Here is a 22546-nt window from a genome sequence, read left to right as displayed (position 1 = left end):
GCCCGGCACGGCGGTTCGCCGCGCCGCATGACGCTTCGCTCACTCTCCCAGGTTGCGGGCGATGACCAGGCGCTGGATGTCGCTGGTGCCCTCGTAGATCTGGCAGACCCGCACATCGCGGTAGATGCGCTCCACCGGGAAGTCGGCCAGGTAGCCGTAACCGCCGAGCGTCTGGATCGCCGCCGAGCAGGCCTTCTCAGCCATCTCCGAGGCGAACAGCTTGGCCATCGAGGCCTCCACCAATGCCGGCCGTCCGGCCTCGCGCAGCGCCGCGGCGTGATGCACCATCTGCCGCGCCACGGCTATCTGGGTCGCCATGTCGGCCAGGCGGAAGGCCACCGCCTGGTGCTCGATGATCGGCTTGCCGAAGGTTTCGCGCTCCCTGGCGTAGTCGCGCGCCGCTTCGAAGGCGGCGCGGGCCATGCCCACCGCCTGGGCGGCGATGCCGATGCGGCCGCCTTCCAGGTTGGCCAGGGCGATGCGGTAGCCCTCACCCTCCTCGCCCAACCGGTTGGCGACCGGCACACGCAGGTCCTCAAAGGCGATCTGGCAGGTATCCGAGGCGTGCTGGCCGAGCTTGTCCTCGACCCGTACCACCTGATAGCCGGGGCTGTCGGTGGGCACGATAAAGGCACTGATGCCGCGCTTGCCGGCGTCCGGGTCCGTCACCGCAAAGACGATCACCGTGCCGGCATGCTTGCCGGAGGTGATGAACTGCTTGGCGCCGTTGAGCACGTAATGATCGCCGTCGCGCCGGGCACGGGTACGCAGGCTGCTGGCATCGGAGCCGGCCTGCGGCTCGGTCAGGGCGAAGGCGCCGATCTGCTCACCGCGTGCCAGCGGCATGAGGAAGTCGCGCTTCTGCTGGTCGGTGCCGAAGCGCAGGATCGGTACGCAGCCCACCGAGTTGTGCACGCTCATGATGGTCGAGCAGGCACCGTCGCCGGCAGCGATTTCCTCCAGCGCCATGGCGTACGCCAGGTAGCCGGTATCGCTACCGCCCCACTGCTCCGGCACCAACATGCCAAAGAAGCCCAGCGCGGCCATCTCGCCAATGGCCTCCGCCGGAAAGCGGTGCTCGCGACTCCACTGCTCGGCGAAGGGTTTTAGCCGTTCTTCGGCAAACTGCCGCGCCATCTCGGCGATGGCGCACTGGTCTTCGTTGGGCAGCATGGGCGCCTCCTCAGATCAGCTCGACAGCCATCGCCGTGGCCTCGCCACCGCCGATGCAGATCGCCGCTACGCCCCGCCGCAAACCGCGCGCGCGCAGGGCGGCCAGCAGCGTGACCAGAATGCGCGCACCGGACGCGCCCACCGGATGCCCCAGCGCGCAGGCGCCGCCGTTGACGTTGACCTTGGCGTGATCCAGCCCCAGCTCGCGCATCGCCACCATCGCCACCACGGCGAAGGCTTCGTTGATCTCGAACAGATCGACGTCTTCGAGGCGCCAGCCGGTGCGCTCCATCAGCTTGCGGATCGCCCCAATCGGCGCGGTGGTGAACAGGTTTGGCGCATCGGCATGCGCCGCGTGGCCGTGGATCACCGCCTGCGGCTGCAGCCCCCAGCGCTCGGCTTCGGAGCGGCGCATCAGCAGCAGCGCGGCGGCGCCGTCGGAAATCGAACTGGAGTTCGCAGCGGTCACCGTACCGCCTTCGCGGAACGCCGGCTTCAGGCTCGGGATCTTCTCCGGCATGGCTTTGGGCGGCTGCTCGTCGTCGCGAACCGTGCGTTGCTGTTTGCCCTGGGTGACTTCCAGGGTGACGATTTCCTCGGCGAAACGGCCTTCGGCGATCGCCGCCTGCGCCCGGCGCAGCGACTCCAGTGCGTAGGCGTCCTGCGCCTCGCGGCTGAAGCCGAAGGTATCGGCGCATTCTTCGGCGAACGAGCCCATCAGCCGGCCCTTGTCGAAGGAGTCCTCGAGACCGTCGAGGAACATGTGATCGAGCACCCGACCATGCCCCATGCGATAGCCGCCGCGGGCGCGGTCGAGCAAATACGGCGCATTGGACATGCTCTCCATGCCGCCGGCGACGACGATGTCGGCGCTGCCGGCGAGCAGCTGGTCGTTCGCCAGGATCACCGTCTGCATGCCCGAACCGCACATCTTGTTCACCGTGGTGCAGGTGGTGGCGCGGGTCAGCCCGGCGCCCAACGCCGCCTGCCGCGCCGGCGCCTGGCCCTGCCCGGCCGGCAGCACACAGCCCATCAGCACGTCCTGGACGTTCTCCGGCGGCAGGCCGCTGCGTTCCACCGCAGCGCGAATTGCCGCCGCGCCGAGCTGCGGCGCGGTCATGCCCAGCAGGTCACCCTGGAAGCCGCCCATCGGCGTGCGCGCGCTGCTGACGATTACGATCGGATCATCTTTCATGTGCATTTCCTTTTTATTTGGCGGCCATGCGCAAGGCGCCGTCGAGACGGATCACCTCGCCGTTGAGCATGCTGTTTTCGAAGATGTGCCGCACCAGCGCGGCGTATTCGGCGGGGCGGCCCAGACGTGGCGGGAACGGCACGCCGGCGGCCAGCGAATCGCGGATTTCCTGGGTCATGCCGGCCATCATCGGCGTCTCGAACACGCCGGGGGCGATGGTCATCACGCGGATACCGAAGCGCGCCAGCTCGCGGGCGGCCGGCAGGGTCAGGCTGACGACGCCGCCCTTGGACGCCGCATAGGCTGCCTGGCCGATCTGTCCGTCGTAGGCCGCGATGGACGCGGTATTGATGATCACGCCGCGCTCGCCGTTGGCATCCGGCGCGTTCTCGGCCATCGCTTCGGCGGCCAGGCGCAGCATGTTGAAGGTGCCGATCAGGTTGATGCCGACGATGCGACTGAAACTGTCGAGGCCGTGCGGGCCGTGGCGGCCGAGGATTTTCTCGCCTCCGGCGACCCCGGCGCAGTTGACCAACCCGTGCAGCGCACCGAAGTGCTGGCGGGCCGTCGTCACCGCGTGGCGCGCGGCCTGTTCGTCGCGGATGTCGGCCTGCACGCCGAGCGCGCAGGCGCCGAGCGCTTCGGCCTGGGCAATGGCCGCCGCCTCGTCGAGATCGGCCAGCACCACGCTGCCACCCGCCTCGACCAGCGCCTGCGCCGCGGCGGCACCAAGCCCCGAAGCGCCACCGCTGATGAGGAATACCCTGTCGCGAATCTGCATGGCTCTCTCCCGTGCTTGTTGTTATTCGGTGCGAAGCCGGGATTCATCTTTAGACAGCGACACGAGAGCGGCAATGGCCGATCTACTCAACCTGCCTGAGCGTTTTGGCCAATGGCAAAGGGCAATCACAACGGCGACGGGTGCTGCCGGTGCGTACGTTCAATGCTGCGTCGGCGCCAGAATGAGGTTGCGGTAGTGGCCAGGATTGCTGCCCGTCCACTTGCGAAACGCCTTGTAGAACGAGCTGACATCGGCGAACCCGAGCCGCTCGGCGATCTCGCCGTAGCTGACGCTGGCATCGGCCAACCACTGCGTGGCCATCTCCTGACGCAGTCCGTCCTTGATGGTCTGGTAGGGCTGGCCCGCTTCGGCCAGCCGGCGGCGCAACGTCGAGGCAGACATGCACAGGCGCTGCGCCAGCGTCGCCGCATCGGGCCACTGCTCCGCCGGCAGATGGCGCAGCTGCTGGCGGATGCGGCTGGCCAGGCTGGAATGATCGCGATAGCGCACCAGGATGTTCGCCGGCGCCTCGGCAAGGAAACTGTGCAGCTCGGCTTCGCTGCGCCGGACCGGCAGATCGAGCACTTCGGCGGCGAAGATGATGCGCGTCGAGGGACGCGCGAAGCGCAGGTTGTCGGAAAACATGACCCGGTAGTCGTCGGTGTACTCCGGCTCGGCGCAGCGCAATTCCACCGCCAGCAAGGGGATGCGCCGGCCCACCAGCCAGCAGGCCAGTCCGTGCAGCAACATCCAGAACGTGAAATAGCAGAACGCCCGTGCGGGCTCGGCGGCGCGCTCGCGCAGCACGATCTCGGCCAGGCTCTGGCTGCGGATCAGCTTGCCGCGAAAGCTCTCCAGTTCCAGGCCGAAGAAGCTCAGCGCCTGCTGCAAGGCCTTTTCCAGCGTGGGTTGCTGGATACAGCAGCGGCTGATGAAGGCAAAACTGCCGGAACGCAGCCGACGCGGATCCATGCCGAACAATTCGTCATCGAATCGCTGCGCCAGCCCGAGCCACAGCCGCGTGTAGTCGCGCACGTCGATGCGCCCGTCCAGCTCGCGCAGACAGGCCGGATCGAGGCCCAGCTCGGCCAGCAGCTGCGCGCCCGACAGATCGGCGCGCTCGAACGCGAGCAGCGCCTCGCGCACCAGGCGCACGGAGATGCTGTCACGTTGCGTAACGGTAAGGCGTGTGGTCGAGGACGGTGCGTGGGTCATGCGTGCCGAGGTATCCGCTGGACGTCGCACGGGATCATCGTTCAGTCAGCTGCGGTTTCCAACCCGACGTCCGTCACATCCAGCCCAGAGTCAGGCCGACCACCATCAGATAACGCGTCGTCTTGGCCAACGCGACGATCAGCACGAAGCTCCACAGCGGCTCGCGCATCATCCCTGCCACCAGCGTCAGCGGGTCGCCGATGATCGGCATCCAGCTGAGCAGCAAGGTCCAGCGGCCGTAGCGGTGATAGTGCTGCTGTGCACGGGTCAGCTGCCGTTCGTTGACCGGAAACCAGCGCTTGTGGCGAAACCGCTCGACATAGCGCCCCAGCAGCCAGTTCACCAGCGAGCCGAGCACGTTGCCGGCGCTGGCCACCGCCAGCACCCCCCAGACGGCATAGCGCTCCGACAGCAGCAAGCCCGCCAGCAGCGCCTCGGACTGCATCGGCAGCAGCGTCGCCGCACCGAACGCCGCCAGAAAAAGGCCGAGATAGCCGGAAAGCCCCCACATCGATCGCGTCCATCCACCCTTGCTTGGCCGCGCAGTATGCACGGTGCATCGCCGCCGCGCCGCCCCGACGGCGGATGGACGCTATCTCACGAGGGAATTGGCCGTTTGCGCAGCCGTCTCACTCAGGCCAAAACGGCCGCAGTCGACCGATTGAAGATGCCCAGGCCCGGCAGGCGCTCGCGATCATGCGCGCGCTCCAGTTGCAGCGCCGGGCCTTGCGGCACGATGCCGTTGCCGTTGATCTGCCGATGGCTCTGGTAGTAATGCCCCTTGATATGGCGGTAATCCACCGTGTCGGCGATCCCCGGCCACTGGTACAGCTCGCGCAGCCAGTTGGAGAGGTTCGGATAGTCCTCGATGCGCCGCAGATTGCACTTGAAGTGGCCGTGATACACCGCGTCGAAGCGGATGAGCGTGGTGAACAGTCGCCAGTCGGCCTCGGTCAGGTACTCACCGGTCAGATAGCGCAACTTGTCGAGGCGACGCTCCAGCCAGTCCAGCGTGCTGAATACCAGCGCGAAGGCCTCTTCATAAGCTTCCTGGCTGGTAGCAAAGCCAGCCCGGTAGACACCGTTGTTGACCGCCGGGTAGATACGCGCGTTGAGCGCATCGATCTCGCCGCGCAGCGGTTGAGGATAGAGATCGAGCGACGATCCGGTCAGGTGGTCGAACGCGCTGTTGAAGATGCGGATCAGCTCGGAGGATTCGTTGTTGACGATGCGCTGCTGCTTGCGATCCCACAGCAGCGGTACCGTCACGCGGCCGTTGTAACGCGGATCGTCTCGGGTGTAGCGCTGGTGCAGGTAGCGATCGTCGTCCAGCGCATCGCCGCTGGAGCCGGTGCTGCGGTCGAACGTCCAGCCTTGGTCGGCCATCAGCCAGCTCACCACCGAGACGTCGATCAGGCTTTCGAGCCCCTTGATCTTGCGGTAGATCAGCGTGCGGTGTGCCCAGGGACAGGCAAGCGAAACATACAGGTGGTAGCGCCCGGCCTCGGCCTTGAATCCCGGCTGCCCATCGGCAGCCGGCTTACCGTCCGCGGTGATCCAGTGACGGCGCTTGGCCTGCTCGCGCTCGAAACGTCCGTCGCGGCTTTCATACCAGCGGTCATGCCACTGGCCATCGATCAACAATCCCATTCGTGCCTCCAGTTGTTTCTATTAGGAAGCACTCTAGAGATGATGGTTCGGTCGATGGGACCGAATGCTTGGTCTAACCGATCCGTCAGTTCGATGAATTGCGCTGCGCCCAGTAGCGTTGCGCCAGCTCGAACGCCGCCTCACGCGGATGCCCGAGCCCGCGCAGGCCCAGCGCCATACTCGACACCACGGCCAGCTCGCCGTAGGCGTCGCTGGCGCCGCCATGCCAGACGTCGAGCAGGTGCTGCGGCTCGAGCATCGTAGGCTTGACATGGCGTTGCGCCGATTGCGCCGGCCACTCCTCGTCCCAGGCCTGGCCGGCGGTGGCGCCGTACAGATGGGAAATGTTGTCCGGGTTGATCTCGATCTCCCCGCCCTCCCCCTTGATCACGATGGCGTGGTCGCCCAGCAGCCGGCTCGCCTCCCGGTGGGTGTCCTGATAGCCGGGATGAAAGATGCTCTGCAACCCGCAGCGCGCATTCAGCGGATTGAGGATGCGCGCCAGCGAGTGGACCGGCGAGCGCAGGCCGAGCACGTTGCGCAGGTCGATCATGCGCTGCAGCGTCGGCATCCAGGCGCCGAGCGGGATGAAGGCCAGGCGGTCGCGATCGAGCGCGGCCCCCACCTCCTGCCAGCTGGCACAGCGCGCAATGCCGAGCACTTCGAGCAGTTGCTCGCTGTAGAGGCGCCCGGCGGTATGCGCGCCGCCGCCATGCATCAGGATGCGTACACCGTTACCAGCGAGGCATTTCGCCGCGAGCAGGTACCACGGCAGGTGGCGCTTCTTGCCGGCGTAGCTCGGCCAGTCGAGATCGACCGTAATATTCTGCTCGCCCACCCGCGCGCGCACCGCATCGGTGAAGCCGGCCAGCTCCTCGGCGCTCTCTTCCTTGTGCCGCAGCAGCATGAGAAAGGCGCCGAGCTGGGCCTCCTCGACCTGACCATCGAGCAGCATGCCCATCGCTTCGCGGGCCTCCTCGCGGGTCAGGTCGCGCGCGCCCCGCTTGCCCTTGCCAAGAATGCGCACGAAAACGGCGAACGGATGCTCTACAGGGGTGACCAGACTCATAGACAATTGCTCGGTTTGGGCAGCCCCGCCAGCTTGGCAGCCAGCTTGGCGGGGGTGCCGTTGAATAGACGATTGAGGTGCAGGCTGTTGCCTTTTTCCGCACCCAGTTTGAGCGCGACGTATTTGATCAGCGGCCGGGTGGCCGGCGACAACTGGAACTCGCGATAGAAATCGCGCAGCAGATGGATGACTTCCCAATGCGCGGCTTCGAGCACCAGTCCTTCGCGCTCGGCGAGCGCCCGGGCCACGTCCTCGTTCCATTCGGCGAGATCGCGCAGGTAGCCATCGTCGTCCAGCTCGATGCGCCGGTCGTTCACGTTCAGCACGCTCATAACCAGCTGTTGACCCGCTCGAAGCGGCCGCAGAGTTCGACGAAGCCCGGGTAATCGAGCAGCGCCACCCGCGCAGGCAGTTCGCCGAGCGCGCGAGCCTCGACATCTTCGGCCAGGGCATACAGCGTAACGTCTGCCGCAAGCTGTTCGAGCTGGCGACGCTGGCCCGTGGCTGCCCGCAGCGCATACACGGCATCGCCGCAAAGCAGCAGGCCATCGCCCGCGCCGAGCAGTGGCAGGCAGCCGGCGAAATGGTCGCTGGCGAAAGGTGAAGCGGAAAGAACGTGCAGGGTCGCCATCAGAGAGTGATCACATGGTCGTAGCGATTGATGAGTGCGCGCAGGCCAGCATCGTCGAGCGGCTCTACCGGCAGGCTCAGCGGCTGCCCCTCCAGGCCGCGCTCGGCAAGACTGCGCGAGGCGACGTAGAGCGCCTCGACGCCGAACAGCGACAAGGCCTGCAGGTTGGCACCGAGGTCTTTCTGCTGCAGGCACGCGGCCTGCTGCCCCGGCACCAGCTGGAACACGCCGTCGTCGAGGAACAGCAAGCCCAGCGGCAGCTCGAACGCGCCACCGGCCAGCACGATATCCAGCGCCTCACGCGAGCCCGGCCCGGACCAGGGCGACTGACGGCTGATGATCAGCATCGAACGCGCCATCAGTCACCTCCAAAGCAGATCAGACGGTCGGCCTGTTGCGCCGCCTCGTGCAGCTGACCCAGACCGGAAAGCTCCCAGCCCGCGGCCAGGTTGGCCGCAGCGCGCGCATAGCGGCGCGCCTCCTGCTCGTCCAGCACACCACGGCGCAGGCCGGCGGCGATGCACACCACGCCGTCCAGCTGATGTGCAGCGATGAAGCGACTCCACTCACCAGCGACATCCAGCTCGTCCTGGGCGGTCACGATGTTGGCCGACGCGCTGTGTACCCCGTCCTGATAGAAGAACAGCCGAACGATGTCATGTCCGCCGGCCAGCACCGCTTCGGCAAAGCGCAAGGCGCGGCGCGAGGCCGGCGCATGGGGAGGAGAAAACAGGGCGATCGCGAATTTCATGGCTCACCAGTGGGTTGCTGGGCCGACATGATACGCGAGCCGCAAAAACGAAAAAGCCCGCCGAAGCGGGCTCCATCGATCCGGCGCGCGATCAGTCGTCGCCGCCGAAGATGCCCAGCAGCTGCAGCAGGCTGAGGAACAGGTTGTACAGCGAAACGTACAGGCCGATGGTGGCCATGATGTAGTTACGCTCGCCGCCGTGGATGATCGCGCTGGTCTGGAACAGAATGCAGGCCGAGGAGAACAGCACGAAGCCGGCACTGATCGCCAGTTGCAGCCCGGTGATCTCGAAGAAGAAGCCGGCCAGCATGGCGCCGAGCAGAACGAAGAAGCCTGCAGTGATGAAGCCGCTGAGGAAGCTCATGTCCTTACGGGTGATCAGCACATAGGCCGACAAGCCGAAGAACACCAGCGCTGTCATCGACAGTGCCGAGCTGATCAGCTCGCCGCCGTTGCTCAGGCCCAGATACATGTTCAGCACCGGACCGAGGGTATAGCCCATGAAACCGGTCAGGGCGAAGGTGGAAACCAGGCCCCAGGCCGAGTTGCGCAGTTTGGCGGTCAGGAAGAACAGGCCGTAGAAGCCGATCAGCACCACGAAGATGTTCGGATACGCGGCGTTGGCCTGCATGGCGAGATATGCGATCAGGCCGCTGAAGGCCAGCGTCATGGCCAGCAGGCCATAGGTGTTGCGCAGGACCTTGCTGACTTCGCGCTGTTCGACCTGCGTGTGGCTAAGCGCGTATTCGTGTTCGTGCATGGCGACACTCCCGAGGATGAAAACGATTCGTCGGCGACTATAACAGAGCACCGGGAGCAGTTTGACGCGCAGTGTTTGACAGTGTGTTTCGATCCGGTACTATGGCGCCCGCTTCATGCGGAGGTGTGGCCGAGTGGTTGAAGGCAGCGGTCTTGAAAACCGCCGAAGGGGAGACTCTTCCGTGAGTTCGAATCTCACCGCCTCCGCCATCTGCATGATGAAAAAGCCCCGGTAATCCGGGGCTTTTTCATTTCTGGCGAGCGTCAGGCCTCGGCACCTTCGAACCAGGCCAGCTTTTCACGCAACTGCACCACCTCGCCGACGATCAGCAGAGTCGGTGCCTGCACTTCCTGCGCGGCGATCAGCTCCGGCAGTTCGGCCAGCGTGCCGGTGAACACCCGCTGGGTGCGCGTCGTGCCCTGCTGCACCAGTGCGGCGGGCGTGTGCGCAGCGCGGCCGTGCGCGATCAGTTCGCGGCAGATCATCGGCAACCCGACCAGCCCCATGTAGAACACCAGCGTCTGCGCCGGCGCCGCCAGCTCCGTCCACGGCAGATCGCAGGTGCCGTCCTTGAGATGGCCAGTAACGAAGCGCACCGATTGCGCATGGTCGCGATGGGTCAGCGGAATCCCCGCGTAGGCGGCGCAACCGCTGGCCGCCGTGATGCCCGGGACCACCTGGAACGGCACGCCGTTGGCGGCCAGTTCTTCGATCTCCTCGCCGCCACGACCGAAGATGAACGGATCACCGCCCTTCAGACGCAGCACGCGCTTGCCCTGCCGGGCCAGCTCGACGAGCTTTTGGTTGATCTGGTCCTGCGGCACCGCATGCTCGGAGCGCTGCTTACCGACGTAGATGCGGTCGGCGTCGCGCCGGCACAGGTCGACGATCGCCGGCGCCACCAGGCGGTCGTAAAGCACTACGTCGGCCTGCTGCATCAGCCGCAGCGCACGAAAGGTCAGCAGATCGGGATCGCCCGGACCGGCGCCGACCAGGTAGACCTCGCCCAGTGCCCGCGGCGCGGCACCGGCGAGTTTCTCCGCCAGCAGGCGCTCGGCCTCGGCGGTGCGACCGGCCAGCGCCTGTTCGGCGATGGGCCCCTGGAACGCCTCCTCCCAGAACACCCGGCGCTGCTGGACGTCGGAAAACCTCGCCTTGACCTGGGCACGAAACTGCTTGGCCAACCCGGCGAGCTGACCATAGGCCGCCGGAATCCAGGTTTCGATACGCGCACGGATCAATCGGGCCAGCACCGGAGCATCGCCACCGCTGGAAACGGCGATCACCAGCGGCGAGCGATCGACGATGGCCGGAAAGATCACGCTGCACAACTCGGGCGAATCCACCACGTTGACCGGTACGCCCAGCGCGCGGGCATCCTGCGAGACACGCGCATTGAGCGGCTGGTCGTCAGTGGCGGCAATCGCCAGCACGCAGCCAGCCAGGTCGCCGTCGGCATAGCCACGCGGCGCGATCGTGCCGCCCTGCTGCTCCACCAGCGCGACCAGCTGCGGATCGAGCTGTGGCGCAACCACCCGTAGAACCGCGCCGGCCTCGGACAGCAGCCGCGCCTTGCGCAAGGCGATATCGCCACCGCCGACGACCAGAACCAGACGGCCCTGGAGATTGTGGAACAGAGGAAGGTAATCCATGCGGCTCGATCCCGATTTCAGCTCAGTAGATAGGGGCATCTGAGCCGATCGGCATCGGCCTGCCCCTGTCGAAAATCAAGGATGGGCCATTTGCCGCAACGCCACGCGGGGATCGCGCGGCGTCCGCACCCATCTGCGCGAGGCTTAGCCGATGAGCTCGATACCGCCCATGTACGGCTTGAGCACATCCGGCACGCGGATGCTGCCGTCGGCCTGCTGGTAGTTTTCCAGCACCGCGACCAGCGTGCGCCCCACGGCAAGGCCGGAGCCGTTGAGGGTGTGCACCAGCTCCGGCTTGCCGGTCTCCGGGTTGCGATAGCGCGCCTGCATGCGCCGCGCCTGGAAGTCGCCGCAGTTGGAGCACGAGGAAATCTCGCGGTACTTGTCCTGGCTCGGCACCCAGACCTCGAGATCGTAGGTCTTGGTCGCACCGAAGCCCATGTCGCCGGTGCACAGCGCCAGCACGCGGTACGGCAGGCCCAGCAGCTGCAGGACTTTCTCGGCGTTGGCAGTCAGGCTCTCCAGCGCCTCGAAGGATTTCGACGGCTCGACGATCTGCACCATCTCGACCTTGTCGAACTGGTGCTGGCGGATCATGCCGCGGGTGTCGCGTCCGGACGCACCGGCCTCGCTGCGAAAGCACGGCGTGTGCGCGACGAGCTTCAGCGGCAGCTCTTTGGCATCGAGAATCTCACCAGCGACGATATTGGTCAGCGAGACCTCGGCGGTCGGGATCAGGTAGAAATCGGCCTCGCCTTCGCGGCTGATCTTGAACAGGTCTTCCTCGAACTTCGGCAACTGGCCGGTGCCTTGCAGCGCCGGAGCCTGCACGAGATAAGGCGTGTAGGCCTCTTCGTAGCCGTGTTCACGGGTGTGCAGGTCAATCATGAACTGCGCCAGCGCGCGGTGCAGGCGAGCGATCGGCCCGCGCATGAGGGCGAAACGGGCACCGGAAAGCTTGGCGGCGGTCTCGAAGTCCAGCCAGCCATGCTGCTCGCCTAGCGCGACATGATCCTGCACGGGGAAGTCGAAGGCCGTCGGCGTACCCCAGCGACGTACCTCGACGTTCCCCTCTTCATCCTCGCCGACCGGTACCGACTCGTGCGGCAGGTTGGGAATGCTGAGCATCAGCTGATCCAACTCGCCCTGGATGCGGTCCAGCTCCTGCTTGCCGGATTCGAGCTCCGAGCCCATGCGATCCACGTCGGCGAGCAGTGGCGCGATGTCTTCGCCGCGCTGCTTGGCCTGGCCGATGGATTTGGAGCGCGCATTGCGCTCGGCCTGCAGTTGCTCGGTGCGGGTCTGCACCACCTTGCGCTGGGCTTCCAGCGCCTCGATGCGCGCCACGTCCAGCTGGTAGCCGCGGGTGGCCAGGCGGGCCGCCACGTCCTGTAGCTGTGTGCGTACCAGTTTCGAATCAAGCATGGTGAGTCTCGTCTGTGAAAGCTTGGATGAAAGGCAAATAGGGAACGGAGTTTACTTGAAGCCGCGCGGGTTCATAACCTTGCCAGCGCCAGCCCGACCCAGGCTGCCAGCAGGCCGCCGAGTACGCTGCAAGCGAGATAGCCGAAGGCGATTGCGATCTGCCCGCTCTCCAGCAGCCGCAAGGCATCCAGCGAGAAGCTGGAGAAAGTCGTCAGCGCGCCGAGAAAGCCGATGATCAGTGCTCCCCGCAACTCCGGCGAGATCTCCGGGCGCAGCAGAAAGGTCGCGTAGAGATAGCCGATCAGCAGGCACCCGATGAGATTGACCGCCAGCGTGGCCAGATAGAACTGCCGCGGCCACTGGGTGCTGACCCAGGTGGAGATGGCAAAGCGCAGCAGCGTGCCGATCACGCCGCCACAGGTGACGGCCAGAACCATGCGGATCATGGCTTTCTCCGTTGCAGCGGACTTTCGCGATCGAGCCGCGCCAAATGTTCGAGCTTGTCGCGAATCTTGCTTTCCAGCCCGCGCGGAACCGGCTGGTAATAGCGGCGCGGCTCCATCGCCTCGGGGAAGTAATCCTCGCCCGCGGCATAGGCGTCCGGCTCGTCGTGGGCGTAGCGGTACTCGTTGCCGTACCCCAGGTCCTTCATCAATCGGGTCGGGGCGTTACGCAGGTGCAGCGGCACCTCCTGCGAGCCGTTCTCGGCAGCATCGCGCATGGCGGCCTTGAACGCGGTGTAGACGGCGTTGCTCTTGGGCGCGCAGGCGAGATAGACGATCGCCTGCGCCACCGCCAGCTCGCCCTCCGGGCTGCCCAGGCGCTCCTGCACGTCCCAGGCGTTCAGGCACAGTGGCAGCGCCCGCGGATCGGCGTTACCGATTTCCTCGCTGGCCATGCGCACCACGCGGCGGGCGATGTACAGCGGATCGCAGCCGCCATCGAGCATGCGCGCGAACCAATAGAGCGCGGCGTCCGGGTTGGACCCGCGCACCGATTTGTGCAACGCCGAGATCTGGTCGTAGAACGCCTCGCCGCCCTTGTCGAAGCGCCGGCGACTATCGCCGAGCAGATCCCGCAGCAGGTCGGGCCCGATCGAACCGCCCTCCTCGGCCAGATCCGAGGCATTCTCCAGCAGGTTGAGCAGGCGGCGGCCATCGCCATCGGCAGCCGCCAGCAGCATCTGGAAGCTCTCTTCCGGCAGTTCGAGATGCAGATCGCCAAGCCCCTTCGGCTCGTTCAGCGCCCGCCCGACCAGCTTACGCAGCGCAGCTTCGTCGAGGCTCCTGAGCACATAGACGCGCGCCCGCGAGAGCAGTGCGTTGTTCAGCTCGAAGGAAGGATTTTCCGTGGTGGCACCGATGAAAATCAGCGTGCCGTCTTCCACGTAGGGCAGAAACGCATCCTGCTGCGATTTGTTGAAGCGATGCACCTCGTCGACGAACAGGATCGTGCGCCGGCCGTACTGCGCTGCCTGCTGCTTGGCGATCTCTACGGCCTGGCGAATCTCCTTGACCCCGGCCAGCACCGCCGAAACCGTCTCGAAATGCGCGTCGGAAACCTTGGCCAGCAGCCGGGCCAGCGTGGTCTTGCCGACACCCGGCGGCCCCCAGAACACCATCGAATGCAAGGCGCCCTGCTCCAGCGCCTCACGCAGCGGCTTACCACGCGCGAGCAAATGCTCCTGCCCGACGTACTCGTCGAGGCTGGCCGGGCGCAACCGCGCGGCGAGCGGCTGGGCAACAGGTTCGCGGCTGAACAGGTCCATCGCGGACGGCTACCTCTGCTGGCAAGGCCCGGAACATTCGGGCCTCGGGAAACGGCCGGTCACTCGGAAATGACGTCGGCGCCTTCGGGAATCTCGAAGGTGAACAGATCGGCCTTCAGCGGCTGGTTCATCTTCACGCCCATGAACAGGATGTTGGTGCGCTGTCCGACGCTGTCGATCAGCTGCATGTCGTTGATCACGCCGCCGCGGAACGACAGGCGCAGGTTGTCGAACAACGTGTCCTTGGCCTTGGGCTTGAGCGTGAAGTCGACCACATCGCCCGCTTCCTTGTGGGTGACCTCGAAGTTCTCGCTGATGGTCGATACGTCGCCCGACAGCAGCAGCGCCGGCGTATGGGTCAGGCGCTGGTCGAGCTTCTGGATGGTGACCTGCTCCAGGTCCGGGTCATACAGCCAGACCTTTTCGCCGTTGGAGACCAGCAGCTGCTCCATCGGCGCGTCGGTATGCCAGCGAAACTGTCCGGGGCGCTTGAGCGCCAGCTCGCCGGAGGTTTCCTGCAGTTGGGTGCCGCTACCATCGAGTGACAGCTGGGAGAAGCGCCCGGTCAGAGTCTCGGCCTGGCTGAGCAGCCCGGTGAGTCGCTTGGTCGATGCAGCCTGGTCGGCATGCGCCGGGGCCAGCGCGACCAGCAGGACGGATGCACACAGCAAACGGATCAATTGCATGAAGCCCTCGAAGCGAGTCAATCGCGCATAGGTGGCGGCGCGATGACTTCGCGCGAGCCATTGGTGTTCATGGAAGTCACCACGCCAGCCATTTCCATGGCCTCGATCATCCGCGCGGCGCGGTTGTAACCGATCTTCAACTTGCGCTGCACAGCGGAAATCGACGCGCGGCGGCTTTCGGTAACGAAGCGCACGGCCTCGTCGTACAGCGGGTCCTCCTCGCTACCTTCGCCACCGCCCTCGCCTGCGCCGCCGTCAAAGCCACTGCCGGACTCTTCCACGCCAACGAGGATTTCTTCGATGTAATCCGGTGCGCCACGGGCCTTCCAGGCTTCGACCACACGGTGCACTTCGTCATCGGAGACGAAGGCGCCATGCACGCGGATCGGCAGGCCGGTGCCCGGCGGCAGGTAGAGCATGTCGCCGTGGCCGAGCAGTTGTTCGGCGCCGCCCTGGTCGAGAATGGTGCGCGAGTCGATCTTGCTCGAGACCTGAAACGCCATGCGGGTCGGAATGTTCGCCTTGATCAGGCCGGTGATCACGTCGACCGACGGCCGCTGGGTGGCGAGGATCAGGTGGATGCCCGCCGCACGTGCCTTCTGGGCGATACGCGCAATCAGCTCTTCGACCTTCTTGCCGACGATCATCATCATATCGGCGAATTCGTCGACGACCACGACGATGGTCGGCAGCGCCTTCAGCAGCGGCGGCTGGTCGTCCATGCTCTCGCGGCGGAACAGCGGATCGGTCAGCGGTGTGCCCGCTTCCTCGGCTTCCTTGATCTTGCGATTGAAGCCAGCCAGGTTACGCACGCCCATCGCCGCCATCAGCTTGTAGCGCCGCTCCATCTCGGCGACGCTCCAGCGCAACGCATTGGCGGCCTCCTTCATGTCGGTGACCACCGGGCAGAGCAAGTGCGGGATACCCTCGTAGATCGACAGCTCGAGCATCTTCGGATCGATCATGATCAGCCGCGCCTCTTCGGGCGTGGACTTGAACAGGATCGACAGAATCATCGCGTTAACCCCTACCGACTTACCGGAGCCAGTAGTACCGGCCACCAACAGGTGCGGCATCTTCGCCAGATCGGCGATGACCGGCTTACCGCCGATATCGTGACCGAGCGCCAGGGTGACCGGCGACTTGGCGTCGTCATACGGCGCCGACGACAGCACCTCGGAGAAGCGCACGATCTGGCGGTCCTCGTTGGGAATCTCGATGCCGACGGTGGTCTTGCCGGGAATCACTTCCACCACCCGCACGCTGATCACCGCCAGCGAGCGCGCCAGGTCCTTGGCCAGGTTGGAGATACGACTGACCTTGACGCCCGCCGCCGGCTGAATTTCGAAGCGAGTGATCACCGGCCCCGGATGCACGGACTCGACGACCACCTCGACGCCGAATTCCTTGAGCTTGATCTCCAGCAGCCGCGACATCGCTTCGAGGGATTCCGGCGAATACTGCTTCTGCTGCTTCTCGGCCGCGTCGAGCAGCGAGATCGGCGGCAAACTGCCTTCGACCAGTGGATCGACGAACAGCGTGGCCTGCTTTTCCTTGAGCACGCGCTTGCTCGGCTCGGAGGCTTTCGGCGGTGGTGGCGGTGCGATCACCGGCGCGACGCGCTTGTCGCGCTCGCTCATGTGCCGGGCCAGCGCCTCGTCACGCTCGATGATGCGTTCCTTGACCTTGGCCTGCTCGCGACGGTCACGAACCATCGGCGCGGCCACTTCGCTCACCACGTCGTCGACCTCGCGCAACTGCGCGACCAGCTGCTTGCGTTCGGCGCGGGCGTTCCACCAGCGGCTGAAGAAGCTCTGGATCAGCTCGATGAGATCCAGCGTGATCTTGCCTGTCAGGTCCATGACCTTGAACCACGACAGATCGGTAAAGACGGTCAGACCGAACAGGAACAACGCCAGCAGAGCGAGCGTGCTGCCCTGCACGTTCAGCGCGAGAACCGCGAACTGACCCAGACTTTCGCCCAGTGCGCCCCCGGATGAGGCCGGCAGCCCTTCGGCTGACTGGAAATGGATATAGGCCAGCGCCGAGCCGGAAAGGATCAGAATCACCAGGCCGATCAACCGCCAGGAAAACAGCCAGCCATTCCACCGCCAGGCCTCATGCCGCGCGCGGAACACCTGCCAGGTTTTGACTCCCAGCAACAACGGGAACACATAGGCGAAGTAGCCCAGCACCATGAACAGCACATCGGCGAACCAGGCACCGGCTCGGCCGGCGGCGTTCTGCACCTGCTGAACATTGCTGGTGTGGGTCCAGCCCGGATCGGATGGATCGTAGGTGAGCAACGCCATCCAGAGGTAGGCACATAGGGCACCCAGGGCGATCAGTGCGCCCTCCTTCAGGCGGTAATGCAACTGCTGGCGCCAGACGACTGCTGGCGCAGTAGAGGAGGAATTCTTCAAAACGCTGTATTTCCTGCGCCTGCGGCGCCTCGATGAACCGTAGTCAGCCAGAATCTCGGCATTGTACGGGTTTGTCGGTTCGATCGCATGCCGGTTCCGCGCCGGCTTGGGCTTTTGGCGATGCTTCGGTGTAGCATAAACGCCGGTTTTCGCAGCGCGGCTCGACTGGAGCACGCTTCTCTATTCGCAACAAAGGCTTATGAGGGCTTTTTATGGGTGAAGTCAAGCATTCGCGTCTGATCATTCTCGGCTCGGGCCCTGCCGGATATACCGCTGCGGTGTACGCCGCGCGCGCCAACCTGAAGCCGCTGATGATCACCGGCATCCAGCCCGGCGGCCAGCTGACGACCACCACCGAAGTCGACAACTGGCCCGGTGACGTCGAGGGTCTCACAGGGCCGGACCTGATGGTTCGCATGCAGAAGCACGCCGAGCGCTTCGACACCGAGATCGTCTTCGATCACATCCATACCGCACAGTTGCAGCAGCGTCCCTTCACGCTCAAGGGTGACAGTGGCACCTATACCTGCGATGCGCTGATCATCGCCACGGGCGCCTCCGCGCAGTATCTCGGCCTCCCCTCCGAAGAGGCCTTCTCCGGGCGCGGCGTATCCGCTTGCGCGACCTGCGACGGTTTCTTCTATCGCAATCAGGTGGTCGCCGTGATCGGCGGCGGCAATACTGCCGTCGAAGAGGCGTTGTACCTGTCGAATATCGCCAAGGAAGTCCACCTGATCCACCGCCGGGATAAGCTGCGCTCGGAGAAGATCCTGCAGGACAAGATCATGGAGAAGGCCGCCAACGGCAATATCCGCCTGCACTGGAACCATACCCTCGAGGAAGTTCTGGGCGATGCCAGCGGCGTCACCGGCGTACGCCTGAAGAACACGTTGACCAGTGAGGAATCGACGCTCGATCTGACTGGAGTATTCATCGCCATCGGCCACAAACCCAACACCGATCTGTTCCAGGGACAGCTCGACATGAAGGATGGCTACCTGAAGATCAAGGGCGGCGGTGACGGCGATGCCACCTGCACCAGCATTCCAGGCGTGTTCGCCGCGGGCGACGTGGCCGATCATGTCTACCGCCAGGCGATCACTTCTGCCGGCGCTGGCTGCATGGCCGCGCTGGACGCCGAAAAGTTTCTCGATAATTGATCCTTCGGCGGGGCTGTCGCCCCGCCCTCTCCCCCTATGCTGACTTGGCTGCAACGCGATTCAGTCGCCTTCCCCCCACTGGAAAAGGCGCTACGTGAACCCAACGGCTTGCTGGCGGCCGGCGGCGATCTGAGCCCACAACGCCTGCTCGCCGCGTATCGTCACGGCTGCTTCCCCTGGTATCAACAGGGTCAGCCGCTGCTGTGGTGGTCCCCCGACCCGCGAACGGTGCTTTATCCGCACGAACTGCATGTTTCGCGGAGTCTGCGCAAGCGCATGCGCCAGGGCACCTATCGAGTCACCTTCGATCAGGCGTTTCGCGCTGTGATCGAAAGCTGCGCGGCGCCGCGCAGCTACGCCGACGGCACCTGGATCACCCGCGAGATGCAACTCGCCTATTGCGAACTCCATGACATGGGCGTTGCACACTCCGTGGAAGTCTGGCGCAACGACGAACTGGTCGGCGGGCTCTATGGATTGGCCCTTGGTCGCCTGTTCTTCGGTGAATCCATGTTCAGCCGCGCCACAGACGCCTCGAAAGTGGGCTTCGCGACCCTGGTCGAGCATTTGCGCGACTGGGGTTTCGAACTGATCGATTGCCAGATGCCAACGCAGCATCTGGCCAGTTTCGGCGCCAGAGCAATACGGCGCGCGACGTTTGCGCAGGCGCTCGCGACATATATCGATCAGCCCAGCCAAGCCGACTGGAGCGCCTAGTCGGCCATGACAAGCTGACCTACACTGATCGCAAGATTTGCGAGAGTTGACCATGACTTCCCTGGCCCGCCTCAAGTTCTATGCGACCCAGCCGCACCCCTGCAGTTACCTGCCCGACGAGCAGGCAACCACGCTGTTTCTCGACCCCAGCCAGCCCATGGATGTGCAGGTCTACGCAGAACTCTCGGAGATGGGCTTTCGGCGCAGCGGCGATCACCTGTATCGCCCTCACTGCCAGCGCTGTTCGGCCTGTATTCCGGCGCGCATTCCGGCCACAGGCATCAATCTGAGCCGTCAGCAGAGGCGCATCCTCAAGCGAAACGCCGACCTGCAGGTCAGACCCGTCAAGCCGGCGTTCACCGAGGAGTATTACGCGCTTTACGCCAGCTATATCGAGAAACGCCACGCCGACGGCGACATGTACCCCCCGAGCCGCGACCAGTTCAACACGTTTCTCGTTCGCGACCTGTCGTTCTGCCGATTCTATGAGTTTCGTCTCGATGGCCTCCTGAAGGCCCTGGCAGTCACCGACGTGCTGCCCAACGGCCTGTCGGCGGTGTACACCTTCTACGATGCCTCGGACGAACGGCGCAGCCTGGGCCGCTATGCCATCCTCTGGCAGATCGGCGAAGCCGCTCGCCTCGGCCTGAAAGCGGTCTATTTAGGCTATTGGATCAAGAACTGCCGCAAGATGAATTACAAGACCGAGTACCGCCCCATCGAGCTGCTGGTCAACCAGCGCTGGGTGACGCTCAGCTGAAGCCCTTGGCTCATCCTGCCATTTCGGGCACAATGCTTGCCGCTTTTGCCTGGGCGTGCTTGCACCGGGCTCTTCTTGATATATCGAGGACTTTACTGAATGTCGAAAGAAGACAGCTTCGAAATGGAAGGTACTGTCGTCGACACCCTACCTAACACCATGTTTCGCGTGGAGTTGGAAAATGGGCACGTCGTTACTGCGCACATCTCCGGAAAGATGCGCAAGAACTACATCCGGATTCTTACCGGTGATAAGGTTCGCGTGGAGCTGACCCCCTACGATCTGAGCAAGGGGCGCATCACCTACCGCGCTCGCTAAGCGAGTCGCGAGAAAAACGCCCGGTCTTTCCGGGCTTTTTTGTATCTGCAGATCAATCGGTAATCCGAAAAGCAAAACGCCCGGCCGAAGCCAGGCGCTCGCCAAGGTTATCGATCAAGCCAGTTCGACAGTCGTCTCGAAGTCAAAAAACAGCTCGCCGTCACGCATATCGACATGCACGATGCCGCCGTGCTCGGCCAACTCCCCGAAGAGAATCTCCTCCGCCAGCGGGCGCTTGATCTTGTCCTGAATCAGCCTAGCCATCGGACGCGCGCCCATACGCGCATCGTAACCGTGCTCAGCCAACCAGCCCCGCGCAGCGTCGGTGACCTCGAGCGTCACGTGTTTGTCCTCAAGTTGCGCCTGCAACTCGATGAGGAACTTGTCGACGATGCTCTTGATAACGTCATGGCTCAGCCGACCGAACTGGATAATAGTATCCAGGCGGTTGCGGAACTCCGGCGTGAAGCTCTTCTTGATGACCTCCATCGCATCCGAAGCATGATCCTGCAGGGTGAAGCCAATGGAGGCTCGTGCAGCGGTTTCCGCTCCCGCATTGGTGGTCATGATGATGATCACATTGCGGAAATCAGCCTTGCGCCCGTTGTTGTCGGTCAGCGTGCCGTGGTCCATGACCTGCAGCAGCAGATTGAAGACCTCGGGATGCGCCTTCTCGATCTCGTCGAGCAACAGCACGCAGTGCGGCTGCTTGGTAATGGCCTCGGTCAGCAAACCACCCTGGTCGAAACCGACATACCCCGGAGGCGCACCAATCAGACGCGACACCGTATGCCGCTCCATATACTCAGACATATCGAATCGAATCAGCTCGATCCCCAGCGCCCGAGCCAACTGCCTGGCTGCCTCGGTCTTGCCGACACCTGTCGGGCCGGCGAAAAGGAACGAACCAACCGGCTTGTCAGGCGCCTTCAATCCGGCACGTGAAAGCTTGATCGCGGTTGCGAGCGAATCGATAGCATCATCCTGCCCGAATACCGTGAGCTTCAAATCACGCTCCAAGTTACGCAGCAGCTCCTTGTCGGAACTGCTCACATGCTTCGGAGGAATGCGCGCAATCTTGGCAACGATGTCCTCGATTTGCGGGACATCGATCAGCTTCACCCGGCGCTCCTCGGGCTGCAGACGCTGGAACGCACCGGCCTCGTCGACGACATCGATCGCCTTGTCGGGCATATGACGATCATTGATGTAACGCGAAGCCAGCTCGGCCGCGGCCCGAAGCGCCTCGTCGCTGTATTCGATGTGGTGATGCTGCTCGAAACGCCCCTTCAGGCCGCGCAGGATGCCCACGGTATCTTCCACCGAGGGCTCCGATACATCGACTTTCTGGAAGCGTCGGGCCAGCGCGCGATCCTTCTCGAAGATCCCGCGAAACTCCTGGAACGTCGTCGAGCCAATGCAACGAATCTCGCCGGAGGAAAGCAGCGGCTTGAGCAGATTGGACGCATCCATCACACCGCCCGATGCCGCTCCGGCGCCAATAATGGTGTGGATTTCGTCGATGAAAAGAATGGCCTGCGGCCGCTTGCGCAGTTCGTGCAGCAATGCCTTGAAGCGCTTCTCGAAATCACCGCGATACTTCGTGCCCGCCAGCAGCGCACCGAGATCGAGTGAGTACACGACGCTGTCGCTCAACAGGTCCGGAACCTGATTGTCGACGATTCGCTTGGCAAGCCCCTCGGCAATGGCGGTTTTACCGACGCCGGCCTCACCTACCAGCAGCGGATTGTTCTTGCGACGACGCGCGAGAATCTGCGCGACGCGCTCGACCTCGTGCTCGCGCCCTACCAAAGGATCTATCCGCCCCTGGCGCGCTAGCTCATTGAGATTGCTGGCATAGGCATCCAGCGGATTGCTCGTGGCGGCCGAATCGCCCCCCTCGTCATCCTGCATCTCGGCATCGTTCTCAGGATTCCCCGCGTTGCCAGGAACCTTGGAGATTCCATGCGCGATGTAATTGACCACATCGATGCGGGCCACATTCTGTTGTTTGAGGAGGAATACCGCCTGACTTTCCTGCTCGCTGAAGATGGCCACCAGCACATTGGCACCGGTGACTTCGCGCTTGCCGGAACTTTGCACATGAAAAACTGCACGCTGCAGAACACGCTGGAATCCAAGCGTAGGCTGCGTCTCCCGCTCCTCATCGTGCGGAGGAATCAGGGGCGTGGTGGAATCGATGAATTCCTGCAGATCACGCCGCAACTTGTCCAGACTGGCACCGCACGCACGCAAGACCGTTGCGGCTGCTTCGTTGTCCAGCAAAGCCAACAGGAGGTGTTCGACCGTCATGAATTCATGACGCTTGGCGCGGGCCTCTTTGAAAGCCAGATTCAGAGTGACTTCGAGCTCACGGTTCAACATAGCTTCACCTCTTCCCCAGCAATCGGA

Annotated in this window: 23 protein-coding genes and 1 tRNA gene; 5 read left to right on the top strand and 19 right to left on the bottom strand. The window is 64.2% G+C overall.

The genetic code is table 11. The annotated features are described in order from the left end of the window. Window positions 1-39: 39 nt before the first annotated feature. From NAV27_RS12790 to NAV27_RS12735, 12 genes are all read right to left on the bottom strand, one after another. The gene (locus NAV27_RS12790) at window positions 40-1173 is read right to left on the bottom strand and encodes an acyl-CoA dehydrogenase (RefSeq protein WP_102828629.1); all 1134 of its coding nucleotides are present in this window, start codon (window positions 1171-1173) and stop codon (window positions 40-42) included. Window positions 1174-1183: 10 nt separating this feature from the next. Beyond that, on the bottom strand, window positions 1184-2368 hold the full coding sequence (locus NAV27_RS12785; RefSeq protein WP_102828630.1) for an acetyl-CoA C-acyltransferase: 1185 nt from the start codon (window positions 2366-2368) through the stop codon (window positions 1184-1186). 13 nt (window positions 2369-2381) lie between these two features. After that, window positions 2382-3149 carry an SDR family NAD(P)-dependent oxidoreductase gene (locus NAV27_RS12780; RefSeq protein WP_102828631.1) on the bottom strand — a complete coding sequence of 256 codons (768 nt, stop codon included), beginning with the start codon at window positions 3147-3149 and terminating at the stop codon, window positions 2382-2384. Between the two features lie 159 nt (window positions 3150-3308). Beyond that, window positions 3309-4364, bottom strand: a complete 1056-nt coding sequence (locus NAV27_RS12775; protein ID WP_102828632.1) for an AraC family transcriptional regulator — start codon at window positions 4362-4364, stop codon at window positions 3309-3311. Between the two features lie 73 nt (window positions 4365-4437). Continuing rightward, a complete protein-coding gene (locus NAV27_RS12770) occupies window positions 4438-4875 on the bottom strand; it encodes a YqaA family protein (protein WP_008570812.1) in 438 nt (145 codons plus the stop codon). 122 nt (window positions 4876-4997) lie between these two features. Next, window positions 4998-6014, bottom strand: coding sequence for a glutathione S-transferase family protein (locus NAV27_RS12765; RefSeq protein ID WP_102828633.1), 1017 nt, complete (start codon window positions 6012-6014; stop codon window positions 4998-5000). Between the two features lie 85 nt (window positions 6015-6099). Further along, window positions 6100-7083: a glycosyl transferase family protein gene (locus tag NAV27_RS12760; protein WP_102828634.1), complete on the bottom strand. Its 984-nt coding sequence runs from the start codon at window positions 7081-7083 to the stop codon at window positions 6100-6102. Next, window positions 7080-7415 (bottom strand): TusE/DsrC/DsvC family sulfur relay protein, encoded by a 336-nt coding sequence (locus NAV27_RS12755; RefSeq protein WP_102828635.1) that lies wholly within the window; start codon window positions 7413-7415, stop codon window positions 7080-7082. The genes NAV27_RS12760 and NAV27_RS12755 overlap by 4 nt, the downstream gene beginning before the upstream one ends. Continuing rightward, window positions 7412-7714, bottom strand: coding sequence for a sulfurtransferase complex subunit TusB (tusB, locus tag NAV27_RS12750; protein ID WP_003290026.1), 303 nt, complete (start codon window positions 7712-7714; stop codon window positions 7412-7414). Before tusB ends, NAV27_RS12755 begins: the two co-directional genes overlap by 4 nt. Continuing rightward, the gene (gene tusC / locus NAV27_RS12745) at window positions 7714-8073 is read right to left on the bottom strand and encodes a sulfurtransferase complex subunit TusC (RefSeq protein ID WP_054094845.1); all 360 of its coding nucleotides are present in this window, start codon (window positions 8071-8073) and stop codon (window positions 7714-7716) included. Before tusC ends, tusB begins: the two co-directional genes overlap by 1 nt. Then, the gene (gene tusD / locus NAV27_RS12740; RefSeq protein ID WP_102828636.1) at window positions 8073-8465 is read right to left on the bottom strand and encodes a sulfurtransferase complex subunit TusD; all 393 of its coding nucleotides are present in this window, start codon (window positions 8463-8465) and stop codon (window positions 8073-8075) included. The genes tusC and tusD overlap by 1 nt, the downstream gene beginning before the upstream one ends. A 91-nt stretch (window positions 8466-8556) precedes the next feature. Beyond that, window positions 8557-9225, bottom strand: a complete 669-nt coding sequence (locus NAV27_RS12735; protein ID WP_008570805.1) for a Bax inhibitor-1/YccA family protein — start codon at window positions 9223-9225, stop codon at window positions 8557-8559. Between the two features lie 119 nt (window positions 9226-9344). Between NAV27_RS12735 and NAV27_RS12730 the strand changes: the two genes are divergently transcribed. Beyond that, window positions 9345-9434 (top strand) — tRNA-Ser (locus NAV27_RS12730). A gap of 54 nt (window positions 9435-9488) precedes the next feature. Here NAV27_RS12730 and cysG read toward each other — a convergent pair. The 6 genes from cysG to ftsK all read right to left on the bottom strand — a co-directional run bounded on the left by cysG (window position 9489) and on the right by ftsK (window position 17230). Continuing rightward, a complete protein-coding gene (cysG, locus tag NAV27_RS12725; RefSeq protein ID WP_102828637.1) occupies window positions 9489-10877 on the bottom strand; it encodes a siroheme synthase CysG in 1389 nt (462 codons plus the stop codon). A 144-nt stretch (window positions 10878-11021) separates the two neighbouring features. Next, window positions 11022-12302: a serine--tRNA ligase gene (gene serS, locus NAV27_RS12720; protein WP_008570803.1), complete on the bottom strand. Its 1281-nt coding sequence runs from the start codon at window positions 12300-12302 to the stop codon at window positions 11022-11024. A 71-nt stretch (window positions 12303-12373) separates the two neighbouring features. Further along, a complete protein-coding gene (gene crcB / locus NAV27_RS12715; protein WP_102828638.1) occupies window positions 12374-12748 on the bottom strand; it encodes a fluoride efflux transporter CrcB in 375 nt (124 codons plus the stop codon). Further along, complete coding sequence (locus tag NAV27_RS12710; protein WP_102828639.1) at window positions 12745-14070, bottom strand: replication-associated recombination protein A; 1326 nt, start codon at window positions 14068-14070, stop codon at window positions 12745-12747. Before NAV27_RS12710 ends, crcB begins: the two co-directional genes overlap by 4 nt. 59 nt (window positions 14071-14129) lie before the next feature. Next, window positions 14130-14756, bottom strand: a complete 627-nt coding sequence (gene lolA / locus NAV27_RS12705) for an outer membrane lipoprotein periplasmic chaperone LolA (RefSeq protein ID WP_102828640.1) — start codon at window positions 14754-14756, stop codon at window positions 14130-14132. Window positions 14757-14773: 17 nt separating this feature from the next. Continuing rightward, window positions 14774-17230, bottom strand: coding sequence for a DNA translocase FtsK (ftsK, locus tag NAV27_RS12700; RefSeq protein WP_177313849.1), 2457 nt, complete (start codon window positions 17228-17230; stop codon window positions 14774-14776). Window positions 17231-17391: 161 nt separating this feature from the next. Between ftsK and trxB the strand changes: the two genes are divergently transcribed. From trxB to infA, 4 genes are all read left to right on the top strand, one after another. Beyond that, a complete protein-coding gene (gene trxB, locus NAV27_RS12695; RefSeq protein ID WP_008570798.1) occupies window positions 17392-18339 on the top strand; it encodes a thioredoxin-disulfide reductase in 948 nt (315 codons plus the stop codon). A gap of 36 nt (window positions 18340-18375) precedes the next feature. Further along, on the top strand, window positions 18376-19056 hold the full coding sequence (gene aat / locus NAV27_RS12690; RefSeq protein ID WP_102828641.1) for a leucyl/phenylalanyl-tRNA--protein transferase: 681 nt from the start codon (window positions 18376-18378) through the stop codon (window positions 19054-19056). Between the two features lie 52 nt (window positions 19057-19108). Then, entirely contained in the window at window positions 19109-19816 is a 708-nt protein-coding gene (locus NAV27_RS12685) for an arginyltransferase (protein ID WP_102828642.1), read from the top strand. Between the two features lie 99 nt (window positions 19817-19915). Next, window positions 19916-20134, top strand: a complete 219-nt coding sequence (gene infA, locus NAV27_RS12680; RefSeq protein ID WP_002553999.1) for a translation initiation factor IF-1 — start codon at window positions 19916-19918, stop codon at window positions 20132-20134. A 114-nt stretch (window positions 20135-20248) separates the two neighbouring features. Here the strand turns inward: infA and clpA are convergent, their stop codons facing one another. Next, window positions 20249-22519 carry an ATP-dependent Clp protease ATP-binding subunit ClpA gene (gene clpA / locus NAV27_RS12675; RefSeq protein WP_102828643.1) on the bottom strand — a complete coding sequence of 757 codons (2271 nt, stop codon included), beginning with the start codon at window positions 22517-22519 and terminating at the stop codon, window positions 20249-20251. Between the last annotated feature and the right edge of the window lie 27 nt (window positions 22520-22546).

This window comes from Stutzerimonas degradans, assembly GCF_024448505.1.
GTDB classification, from domain to species: domain Bacteria; phylum Pseudomonadota; class Gammaproteobacteria; order Pseudomonadales; family Pseudomonadaceae; genus Stutzerimonas; species Stutzerimonas degradans.
This window is presented reverse-complemented; position numbering and strand designations above follow the sequence as displayed.